The organism is Flavobacterium sp., assembly GCF_020217025.1.
In the GTDB taxonomy this organism is placed as follows: domain Bacteria; phylum Bacteroidota; class Bacteroidia; order Flavobacteriales; family Flavobacteriaceae; genus Flavobacterium.
In genome coordinates this window covers 1-10,000 of the sequence record NZ_JAIWOF010000188.1, presented here as the reverse complement: position 1 = coordinate 10,000, position 10,000 = coordinate 1, and the positions used below count along the sequence as shown (strand labels likewise).

Genomic DNA, 10,000 nt, shown 5'->3' with positions numbered 1-10,000 from the left:
ATCTTTTTAAAACTACCTACTTCTAGGAAACTATCTTCAATGGCTAAAAATTTCAGTTCGTAGTTAATGTTCTCAAATCCGTGATTCGGAATGGCGTTATTGTTGGAAAACGAAGATAAATATTCAGAAGTTTGCTTTAAGTTAATAAGCAATTCTTCTTTGTTTTTGAACGGCGTTATCGCCATGGCTTTTGCCTCACCAATATCAGTGTTGCAGCGACCAGCGATGGTTTCTAAAACCGTATTAAATTCTAAATCTTGTAGCGTTTTATCTGTAATCGAAATCATTTTTCTTTTTCTGTTAGGTCAAAGTTACAAAGTAATAAATCCATATTGCAACAGAAATTTATATTTTTGGTAAAAATTATAAAATGTTTATCAAAAATCAGAGTTGGGAAACCTTGTTAGCGTCTGAATTTCAGAAGCCTTATTTTGTAGAACTCATGCAAAAAGTGGAGCAAGAATACGCTATTACGACTTGTTTTCCGCCCAAAGAACTCATTTTTTCGGCTTTTGAGCAATTTGATTTTCAAGATACAAAAGTGGTGATTATTGGACAAGATCCGTATCATGGAACAGGTGAGGCGAATGGTTTGTGTTTTTCGGTGAATGATGGTGTGGCAATTCCGCCATCGTTGAAAAATATTTTCACAGAAATTAATACCGAATATGATAGAATTCTTTTCCCAACTTCCGGAAATTTAGAACGTTGGGCAAAGCAAGGTGTTCTGTTATTAAACGCTGGTTTAACGGTAAGAAAAGACGAAGCTAACAGCCACAAACATTTAAAATGGAACGTTTTTACCGATGCTGCCATTGATTTGATTAATCAAAAATCTGAAAATGTAGTGTTTTTATTATGGGGTAGTTTTGCTCAGAAAAAAGGCAAACTTATCGACAGAGAAAAACATTTGGTTTTAGAAAGTGGACATCCGTCACCTTTAAGTGCCAACAGAGGCATGTGGTTTGGAAATAATCATTTTAAATTGACGAATGCGTATTTGAGGGAGAAAGGGAAAAGTGAGATTGAGTGGTAGTGGTTTAATAACCAATATTTAAAATTATGACGGATTTCTTTTAACAATTTCTTTTTGATAAATTATTAAACACATAGAAATTATAAATTCTAATTCATTGCAAGAGTCTAAAATTTCAAAATTATCTTCTTCTACAAATGAATTGTATTCCACTTTTATCCATTTAGCAACTATAATATCATTTCTAATAATCACATATTTTTTTTTAATTTCTTCAATGCGATATTTAGTTCCATTGTATACGCAATTGTAATTATGTTTCCATCTTACATTACGACAAAAAAGTATGGGAAAATTTCCTTCGTTTAACAAACGAATAGTAAAACTATCGCTAAGAAAGTTAGTTTTTCTTACAATTAATGCTTTTACAAATCCACTTTTTAATTCAATTAATTTCAGACAATAATCTCCAACAATATTTGTTGGTTCCATACTGTATAAATTTTCACCATTCAAATAAATATCTTTCTTATTAGATAAAGAAAATAGTTTTGATGAAATTTTTAAATGCATTGATTTTTAAATTTTTATAATGCTATAGTGTTTGAATTTTTATAGTTGTTGTAACAATAATAAAATGTTGTAAATAAACTAAATATTCCATTTAGTAGTAAATTTTCTGTTGAAAATCCGGTAGTAGTTATTGAAGCAAACCGCTGCTGTATGTTGGTTTTATTTTTTATCAATTATTCGATTTTCTATTTTATGAGTTAAATCAAAAACAAAATGAAAATAAGGTTTGGCATTTTCTTTTGCAAAACTTTCCATCTGTATGGCTTGAAAAGTTGGAATTATTTTTTGATTCACTCCAATTTCTTTTAGGTTGTCATTTGGCCTTTTTAAATTGCCTACATACATTGGTGTTTCATCAGGAATGTTTGCTAAAATATACGTCGAATCAGCGTGAGAAAATCCATTTCTCATTAGAACTCTAATTGTATTGAAAAGAATATTTTTTTCAGAATCAGTGATTAAGTTTTTCTTTTTACATAACTCAATAGAATTGCCTAAAGAAATTGAATTATACTTTTTAGTTGGTTCGCCAAATTTTTCATTCCATTCTTCAAGAGGTGTTGGTCCAAATCCTGATTCATTATAAATAAGTGCCAATTTTAAAAGACGTTCTAGTAAATGATTTGTAAGGGTTATTGATGCTCTATTCAGTTCAAGAATTAGGCATTTATTTAATTCAAAAATTAGTGTATTGAATTCAGAAAATATCTTAAATCTAAAGTCAAAATTTTTTGATAATTCAGGAAAGTTCTTGTCTAATTTTTCGATAAAACTTTTTTCAAATATTTCTTTATCCATTCTGTTTTTTAACTTGCATACAAGCCGTAAATATCCCAAACCCAATACAACATTTACACAAAACTAATTCACTGTAAATTCTAAAGTATTATTTACAGCACCAACTGTAGTAGTATTAATTATAACGGTTACTACATCTTGAGAATCTAATGAAACTATTCGTGGTTCTACAACTACTCTGTATTGTCCTGGGCTTAATGTGATATCAGTTTCGTATTCGTAAGTAGTATCTAAAGCGTCTAATTGCTGGATACCTGAAATATAGCTTCCTACAAAATTATCTCCTTTTGTGGCAGTTAGAGTAGTTGGAACATAGTTTTCCCAAGTTCCTGAAGCGTTTCTTTTTTGCATTGAATAATTAAAAAAGAATGCTCTTGAAGTTGTTGTTAAAAACAAATCTAGAGGAGCATCAGAACCATAATTTAGAATTCTGTCAAAGTTGCAACTAACATTTAAAACATTGCCAGAAGCACTGACTTCGATTTTATTGTTAACAGTAACCGCTTTTGTTGCAAAAAATTCATCATCACTTTCGGTACAACCCGTAAATAATAATGTGATGATAGCTATAGTTAGATAGTGTATGTATTTTTTCATTGTATTTTATTTTAAAAACGATAACCTAAGTTAAGACCTAAACGAGATACAGTTGAAGGGCTATCACTATTGAATAAATTTTTTCCAATTCCTACTGTTAAATCGATAACAAAACTCTCTTTAAAGTATAACTTGTATCCAACGGCTGCTCCTAAAGCAATATCGTTGTAATCTTTTTTAGTTACCACAACATAATCAGCCGTACCATTATTTAATGTTTTTAGCTCTTTATATTGACCTCCATTTATATCAGAGAAAGCTTCCAAGTAGTATAAATTTGTAGCGCTTTTAGACATCGCATAACGGACATAAGGAATTACTTGATACTCAATCATCGTTCGAGTATCATCTTTAAGAAAGTCTTCTTTTTTATTTGATTTGTTAAAAGCCAATCCCGTAATACCAACTGAAAAATCTTTATTTAGAAATCGTTCATAAGATATTCCTAATCTTCCATTACCAATTAAGTTTAATACATCTACTTTTATTTCGTTTTTTTTGGAAAATATAGGAGATGTAATTGTGTCAGTAGCTTTGCTCTCATAGGATTGAGCGAAAGTACTTAACGACAGAAACAGTCCCAATAAACAGCTAATTCTTTTCATGTGTAAGGTTAATATTTTTGTAAATATAGAAAATTTTATCAATTAAAAGTCAGCTCACCAAGAATTTCTTCGCTCATAAATTTACCACCAGGATAGGTTGCGGTGTAGTCTAAATTTAACCAAATTTGACCTCTTTCATCAATATGATAATGAATTAGTTGGTGGTGACTTTCTTGTTTAAAAAGCACCTCTTTAATCAAGTAAATGGCGGTTTCTAAATCGTTCTTATTGCCAATCAACATTTCAGGATATAAATGACCTCCAGTATGAATAATTCTAGGTGTTCCGCCAATTGCTTTAATACAGGCTGCCATCAAAATAGCGTGGTCATCACAGTCACCCGAAAAGTGTTGCAAACTTTCAGAGGCATATGCAATATATTCTCTTCCTTTTGGATCGTTTACGTAATTCCAACGGTTTCTAATTTCTTTAAAAACAGCAAAACATTGAATCATTCTTCTGGTTTCACCCGTTTGTTTGATTTCTCGGAAATGTTGTGTGGTTGCGAATAAAGCAAAATTTCGAACTTTTGGATTAGAGAAATCAACCGCATTGATAATTTTCGATTTGTTTGGAAAGGGGAGCAATTTGGCTACAATAATGTCTTGCGGATTTGGTGTTTCGCTCATAGAATATACCATATAACGATAATCTTCAAAAACCCGATTAAAACCATAATTCCCGAACAAAGTGCCGTACAACAAAGCAATTAAGTATAGGAAAACAATCAGAATAATGATGGTTTTTACCAATCGAAGAACAAGTTGAATGGCTACAAGAATAAGGATGAATATGATAATTCTATCCAAATGCAGTGACCATTCTAAATCGATTAAATTTTGATGTGCAATTAAAAAAAGTGGAATAGCAATTAAGATATTCAACAAAAAAATGACAACACTATCCCACGGCTTCGGTAAAGAAAGCTTTTCTTTGAGTTCGGCGATAGTTGGGATTTTAATTGTCATTTCGTTTAAAACGATAAAAATACGGAATTATTTAAGTATCGACTCTTTTGGTAGTTTTTTATCGATAATTTGAAGCTTCAAAAGTTGTTCCATTATTTTATCTAGAGTTGGAGCTGTCATTTGTTTTTGCGACCAACGTGTTAATTTTAACCATTCTTGAATCGCTTCTACATTTTGATTGTATTTAGAAGCTAAGGTTCTGTCAATACTCGGAATCATTTTGAATTCTTCGGTTGTGGTATTGATGATGTCTAAAATTTGGTCGATTACTTTTGGATGATTTTCCAAAACCTCATTGCGAACTGCAATTACAAAACAAGGCCAAGGAGTAGGGCATTCCGCAATTCTTCTAAAAATTCCTTTATCTACTAATGGTTGCGTCATAAAACGTTCCCACATGAAGTAATCTGCTTTTCCTGAAGTTAAGCTTTCAACCGCGCCATCAATGGTGTTCACGATTTCAAATTGTAAATTTTCGGTATTCCAATTTTGATTTTGAGCATTCACAATACTCATCAAATGCGAACCAGAACCCATTCGAGAAATAGCTACTTTTTTATGTTCTAAATCTGAAAGTGTTTTGTAATTAGAATTAGCAGCAACGTGAATTCCCCAAATTAAAGGACTTTGCACATAAACTTGCACAATCTTACTCGGATTTTCAGCAGCGATATCTTTAATGATACCTTCAGTAAGAATTACGGCAATATCGGTTTCGCCATCGCGCAACATTTGACACATTTTACCAGTTCCTTCTGGAACATCAGTCCATTGCAAGTCGATTCCCACGGCTTCAAATTCGCCATCTTCGATACACATGTGCCAAGGTAAATTGAAATGCTCTGGAACTCCAGCTATTTTGATTGTTTTCATTGTTCTAAATTCTGATTTCTAAATTCTAATTTCTTTAACAGCCACCATTTCCAAGTTACGCCATTTTCATCAGGATAATCTTCCATAAAATGGAAACCTACTTTTTGCAACACATGGTTGGAAGCTCCGTTTTCGGCATGAGTATAAGCATTCATTTCTTGAATGTTCATTTGGTTAAAGCCATAGTCTAGCCAAGCGTTTGAAGCTTCAGTAGCGTAACCTTTGTTCCAAAATTTTTCATTTAAACGATAGCCGTAATCATAGAAGTTCGTATTTCCATTTTCTATGTGGTCGTTTACAAATTTAATTCCTGTCCAACCGATGAGTTCATTTGTATCTTTAGTAATAGCAACAAAACGCCCAATTCCGTTATCCATGTATTGCTTTCTAACCATATCAATGTAAGCATGAACTTCGTCAATATGAACAACAGGTTTTTGCCATAGATATTTGTGCACATTAGGATTGCAATCCATTTCAAATAGAGCATTTGCATCTTCGTGACGCATTTCTCTGAGGATTAGTCTGGGTGTTTCTAGAATTAAATTCATTTTATAATCTCATTATTCAACATTCGTTATTTGATATTCAACATTCAATTTGGAATATTGAAATTTGATTAACGAATTTAGAAGTTTTAAGTTACTCAGCTAACTTATTTAAAGCATATACAATTAATTCATCTACAGCTTTGTATGGGTCCTCACTGAAAGTTCCAGTTGCACGGTTAGCGATGATAGCATTTAATGATAAACAGTTGTGTCCTAATAGTTTTCCTAAACCGTAAATAGCACCTGTTTCCATTTCTAAATTGGTCATTCGAGTTCCGTTGAAATTGAAACTATCCATTTTAGAGTTTAACTCAGGATCTTGAATTCCTAAACGCACTACACGTCCTTGAGGACCGTAAAATCCGCCTGCAGTTCCTGTGAATCCTTTGAAGATTTTATCGCTTTCTAATCGTTGTTCTAACGTTTTACTTCCTGCAATTACGTACGGACGACCTTTTCTCATGTCCCAATTTGTTTGCTTGATGAATGCTTCTTCCATTTCGGTTTCTGAAATTTCATCAATTAAATAGGAGCGAAGCATGTTATCCAAACCTAAACCATACTGACTCATCACAAAACTATCACAAGGAATATTCGCTTGTAAAGAACCCGAAGTTCCAATACGCACAATGTTTAAAGAAGTCAATTCTTTTTTAACAGTTCTTGTTTCTAAATCTACGTTTACTAATGCGTCTAATTCATTCATTACAATGTCGATGTTATCTGGACCAATTCCAGAAGACATAACGGTAATTCTTTTGCCTTTGTAAGTTCCTGTTTGGGTTTTGAACTCGCGTTTTTGAGTCGTAAATTCGATTGAATCAAAGTGTTTTGTAATTTTCTCTACACGATTTTGATCCCCAACGAAGATAATATCGTTAGCGATTTGTCCAGGTTTTAAATTGATGTGATAAACACTTCCGTCTGGATTTAATATTAATTCTGATGCTGCTATCATTTGTTTTTGCATTATGCTTTAGGCAATAAGCTTCAAGCTATTTTTAATTCATAATTTTTAATTTACTTATTGAATTTATCCTCCAACTCGTTTTGTTTTAAATCCTTTGTCTTGTAATAGTTTCATGATTTTATCACGATAATCGCCTTGGATGATGATTTCGCCATCTTTAAAAGTACCGCCAACCGCTAATTTGCTTTTGATTTCTTTCGCTAAGATTTTAAAATCTTCGTCTTCGCCTTCATATCCTGAAATAATCGTGGTAGGTTTTCCTTTGCGCTTCTCATATTTGCAAATCATCGGTTCCTTTTGAACAAATAATTCATGAGGAGTTTCCTCGATAGCTTCTGGTTCGTTAGAAACTTCGTGGTTTGGGAAAAGTTTTTTTAATTGTTCTTCTAAATCATTCATAGTTAATTTTTTAGAACGCGGATAAAACGAATTTTTCGGATTATCGCTGATTTTATTTTCTATAATTTTGAAATACTTTTCTACAAAATTCTGGTTTCTTTCCAAAGTTTAATAGAAGGCCTACTTCAATATTTGTGCTTTTTAAATAATTAAGTAGTTGAAATTCATGAGCTTCAGTAATAGTTTCAGTGGCTTTTAATTCTAAAATTACTTTATCGTTTACTATTAAATCTGCATAATATTCTCCTACTTCAATATTTTTGTAATATACTTTTATTTGCTTTTGAGATTCAACATCAAAGCCATTATTTTTTAATTCATTATATAATGCATTTTGATAAACTTTTTCAAGAAAACCATATCCTAGTTCATTATATACTTCATATAACAATTTCAAAATTGAGCCTGTTAACTCTTTGTGTAAAATACTACTCATAATTTTTATTATTAATCTGCGGTTATCCGAAAAATTCGTTTTATCCGCGTTCCAATGTGGCGTGTAAATGTTAATCTTTAAACAAAAAACCAAACCCCAATGTTACTTGGAATTTGGAATTTTATTTATTGGAATTTTATTTCCTTTATTTCTTAATCAATCCTAATTCTACCAAACGTTCGTGTAAGAATTCACCAGCGTTGATATCTTCGTATAATTTTGGATTGTTTTCATCAATACATTCTGGTAAGCAATTTAAACTCATGTCGCTTACTGGGTGCATGAAGAAAGGAATTGAATAACGAGATGAACCCCACAATTCTCTTGGTGGATTTACCACTTGGTGAATCGTTGATTTCAACTTGTTGTTGGTGTGTCTTGATAACATATCACCTACGTTAATCATTAACTCGTCGGGTTGTGCCATAGCATCAATCCATTCTCCGTTGTGATTTTGTACTTGTAATCCTTTTCCTTGAGCGCCCATTAATAAGGTAATCAAGTTGATGTCGCCATGTGCTGCTGCACGAACGGCTCCGTCTTTAGGTTCGTCAGTAATAGGTGGGTAGTGGATTGGACGTAAAATACTGTTTCCGTCTTTGATGTATTTATCAAAGTAGAATTCGTCTAATCCGATGTAAAGTGCTAAAGCTCTTAACACATAAACACCTGTTTTTTCTAACATTTGGTACGCTTCTTTACCTACTTCATTGAATTTAGGTAATTCTGTTACTTCCACGTTATCTGGATATTCGCCAGCGTATTTTGAACCTTCGCTAACGTATTGTCCAAAATGCCAAAACTCTTTCAAATCTCCAGCGGAGCGACCTTTAGCGTGTTCTTTACCAAAAGAAACATAACCACGTTGTCCACCAATACCTGGAATTTCGTATTTAGCTTTGGTTTCTAAAGGAAGTGAAAAGAAGTTTCTTACTTCTGAATACAAACCTTCAACTAATTTGTCATCTAAAAAATGACCTTTTAATGCTACGAAGCCGATTTCTTCGTAGGCTTTTCCGATTTCATTTACAAATTTTTGTTTACGTGCCGGATCATCCGACAGGAAATCACGTAAGTCAACACTAGGAATTTGTTGCATACTTAAGCTTTGTTGTTAATAAATCATTTGGGTTATAACCCAAGTAAATACAAATGTAATTAAATATTTTAAATTCAAAAAAGGAAAGTTGTTAACAATTGGATAAAGTAAAAAGGAAAAAGGGAAAAGTAAAAAGGGATAAGGGAATAGTGGAAATATAGCTTGAACTGGTTTTACAAAACTTGAAATTAATTCTTAGTGCTCTTTACGTTAAAATTTGAACTTGAATTTGAACTTGCTCTTGACTTTGATTTTTTAACTTTCTTTTTTTATAACAATTCGCTTTCAAAATGTTATTTTTATTACTTTTGAGCAAAATTTAATTGTTCCATCATCATGAACTTTGAAAGAAAAGAGTTATCGAATTCGCAACTACTTGATTTATACAAGAAAATCTTAAAACCGCGTTTGATTGAAGAGAAAATGTTGATTCTAATCCGTCAAGGAAAAGTATCGAAATGGTTCTCAGGAATTGGGCAAGAAGCTATTTCTGTGGGAATAACTTCAGTTTTGGATAAAGATGAATATATTTTACCAATGCACCGTAATTTAGGAGTATTTACTACTCGTGATATTCCTTTACACCGCTTATTTTCGCAATGGCAGGGAAAGAAAAACGGATTTACAAAAGGACGCGACAGAAGTTTCCACTTTGGAACGCAAGAATATAAAATTATTGGTATGATTTCGCATTTAGGTCCTCAATTAGGAATTGCAGACGGAATCGCTTTAGCCAATAAATTAAGAAAAAACGGAAAAGTAACTGCTGTATTTACAGGTGAAGGAGCTACTTCGGAAGGTGATTTTCACGAAGCTTTGAATATTGCTGCTGTATGGGAATTACCAGTTTTATTTGTAATTGAAAATAATGGTTACGGATTATCAACTCCTACAAACGAGCAATACCGTTGTGAAAACCTTGCTGATAAAGGTGTAGGTTACGGAATGGAAAGCCACATTGTAGATGGAAACAATTTATTAGAAGTAGTGCATTTGATTTCGGAATTAAAAGCTTCTATGATTGAAAATCCTCGTCCGGTGTTGTTAGAGTTTAAAACGTTTAGAATGCGTGGACATGAAGAGGCGAGTGGTACGAAATACGTTCCTCAAGAATTAATGGACATGTGGGCCGTAAAAGACCCAGTTGAAAATTAT

Annotated in this window: 13 protein-coding genes and 1 pseudogene; 2 read left to right on the top strand and 12 right to left on the bottom strand. The window is 32.4% G+C overall.

What is annotated here, in order from left to right:
- Positions 1–287, bottom strand: a pseudogene (locus tag LDL23_RS09750) (DNA mismatch repair protein MutS); the annotation flags it as partial.
- An 83-nt stretch (positions 288–370) separates the two neighbouring features.
- On the opposite strand from LDL23_RS09750, the gene ung reads away from it, so the two are divergent.
- Entirely contained in the window at positions 371–1,036 is a 666-nt protein-coding gene (gene ung, locus LDL23_RS09745; RefSeq protein ID WP_291265519.1) for a uracil-DNA glycosylase, read from the top strand.
- A gap of 24 nt (positions 1,037–1,060) precedes the next feature.
- Here ung and LDL23_RS09740 read toward each other — a convergent pair whose 3' ends face one another.
- From LDL23_RS09740 to LDL23_RS09690, 11 genes are all read right to left on the bottom strand, one after another.
- A complete protein-coding gene (locus tag LDL23_RS09740) occupies positions 1,061–1,549 on the bottom strand; it encodes a hypothetical protein (protein ID WP_291265518.1) in 489 nt (162 codons plus the stop codon).
- A 159-nt stretch (positions 1,550–1,708) separates the two neighbouring features.
- Complete coding sequence (locus tag LDL23_RS09735; RefSeq protein WP_291265517.1) at positions 1,709–2,347, bottom strand: hypothetical protein; 639 nt, start codon at positions 2,345–2,347, stop codon at positions 1,709–1,711.
- Between the two features lie 63 nt (positions 2,348–2,410).
- Positions 2,411–2,944: a hypothetical protein gene (locus tag LDL23_RS09730; protein WP_291265516.1), complete on the bottom strand. Its 534-nt coding sequence runs from the start codon at positions 2,942–2,944 to the stop codon at positions 2,411–2,413.
- Positions 2,945–2,955: 11 nt separating this feature from the next.
- Entirely contained in the window at positions 2,956–3,549 is a 594-nt protein-coding gene (locus tag LDL23_RS09725) for a hypothetical protein (RefSeq protein WP_291265515.1), read from the bottom strand.
- A 38-nt stretch (positions 3,550–3,587) separates the two neighbouring features.
- Positions 3,588–4,517 carry a transglutaminase domain-containing protein gene (locus LDL23_RS09720; RefSeq protein WP_291265514.1) on the bottom strand — a complete coding sequence of 310 codons (930 nt, stop codon included), beginning with the start codon at positions 4,515–4,517 and terminating at the stop codon, positions 3,588–3,590.
- A 27-nt stretch (positions 4,518–4,544) separates the two neighbouring features.
- On the bottom strand, positions 4,545–5,390 hold the full coding sequence (locus LDL23_RS09715) for a substrate-binding domain-containing protein (RefSeq protein ID WP_291265513.1): 846 nt from the start codon (positions 5,388–5,390) through the stop codon (positions 4,545–4,547).
- On the bottom strand, positions 5,387–5,941 hold the full coding sequence (locus tag LDL23_RS09710; protein WP_291265512.1) for a GNAT family N-acetyltransferase: 555 nt from the start codon (positions 5,939–5,941) through the stop codon (positions 5,387–5,389). Before LDL23_RS09710 ends, LDL23_RS09715 begins: the two co-directional genes overlap by 4 nt.
- Positions 5,942–6,032: 91 nt before the next feature.
- Entirely contained in the window at positions 6,033–6,899 is an 867-nt protein-coding gene (locus LDL23_RS09705) for a nucleoside phosphorylase (protein ID WP_291265511.1), read from the bottom strand.
- 75 nt (positions 6,900–6,974) lie between these two features.
- The gene (locus LDL23_RS09700) at positions 6,975–7,310 is read right to left on the bottom strand and encodes a translation initiation factor (RefSeq protein ID WP_291265510.1); all 336 of its coding nucleotides are present in this window, start codon (positions 7,308–7,310) and stop codon (positions 6,975–6,977) included.
- A gap of 52 nt (positions 7,311–7,362) precedes the next feature.
- Positions 7,363–7,746: a GxxExxY protein gene (locus LDL23_RS09695; RefSeq protein ID WP_291265509.1), complete on the bottom strand. Its 384-nt coding sequence runs from the start codon at positions 7,744–7,746 to the stop codon at positions 7,363–7,365.
- Positions 7,747–7,891: 145 nt separating this feature from the next.
- Positions 7,892–8,845, bottom strand: coding sequence for a 2-oxoglutarate and iron-dependent oxygenase domain-containing protein (locus tag LDL23_RS09690; RefSeq protein WP_291265508.1), 954 nt, complete (start codon positions 8,843–8,845; stop codon positions 7,892–7,894).
- A gap of 336 nt (positions 8,846–9,181) precedes the next feature.
- Here LDL23_RS09690 and LDL23_RS09685 point away from each other — a divergent pair.
- The coding region (locus LDL23_RS09685; RefSeq protein WP_291265507.1) for a thiamine pyrophosphate-dependent dehydrogenase E1 component subunit alpha at positions 9,182–10,000 on the top strand (819 nt) is incomplete at its 3' end.

Bases quoted from the DNA above. Each gene is read 5' to 3' on its own strand.
- ung (WP_291265519.1), top strand. From the start codon at position 371: ATGTTTATCAAAAATCAGAGTTGGGAAACCTTGTTAGCGTCTGAATTT.
- LDL23_RS09740 (WP_291265518.1), bottom strand. From the start codon at position 1,549: ATGCATTTAAAAATTTCATCAAAACTATTTTCTTTATCTAATAAGAAA.
- LDL23_RS09735 (WP_291265517.1), bottom strand. From the start codon at position 2,347: ATGGATAAAGAAATATTTGAAAAAAGTTTTATCGAAAAATTAGACAAG.
- LDL23_RS09730 (WP_291265516.1), bottom strand. From the start codon at position 2,944: ATGAAAAAATACATACACTATCTAACTATAGCTATCATCACATTATTA.
- LDL23_RS09725 (WP_291265515.1), bottom strand. From the start codon at position 3,549: ATGAAAAGAATTAGCTGTTTATTGGGACTGTTTCTGTCGTTAAGTACT.
- LDL23_RS09720 (WP_291265514.1), bottom strand. From the start codon at position 4,517: ATGACAATTAAAATCCCAACTATCGCCGAACTCAAAGAAAAGCTTTCT.
- LDL23_RS09715 (WP_291265513.1), bottom strand. From the start codon at position 5,390: ATGAAAACAATCAAAATAGCTGGAGTTCCAGAGCATTTCAATTTACCT.
- LDL23_RS09710 (WP_291265512.1), bottom strand. From the start codon at position 5,941: ATGAATTTAATTCTAGAAACACCCAGACTAATCCTCAGAGAAATGCGT.
- LDL23_RS09705 (WP_291265511.1), bottom strand. From the start codon at position 6,899: ATGATAGCAGCATCAGAATTAATATTAAATCCAGACGGAAGTGTTTAT.
- LDL23_RS09700 (WP_291265510.1), bottom strand. From the start codon at position 7,310: ATGAATGATTTAGAAGAACAATTAAAAAAACTTTTCCCAAACCACGAA.
- LDL23_RS09695 (WP_291265509.1), bottom strand. From the start codon at position 7,746: ATGAGTAGTATTTTACACAAAGAGTTAACAGGCTCAATTTTGAAATTG.
- LDL23_RS09690 (WP_291265508.1), bottom strand. From the start codon at position 8,845: ATGCAACAAATTCCTAGTGTTGACTTACGTGATTTCCTGTCGGATGAT.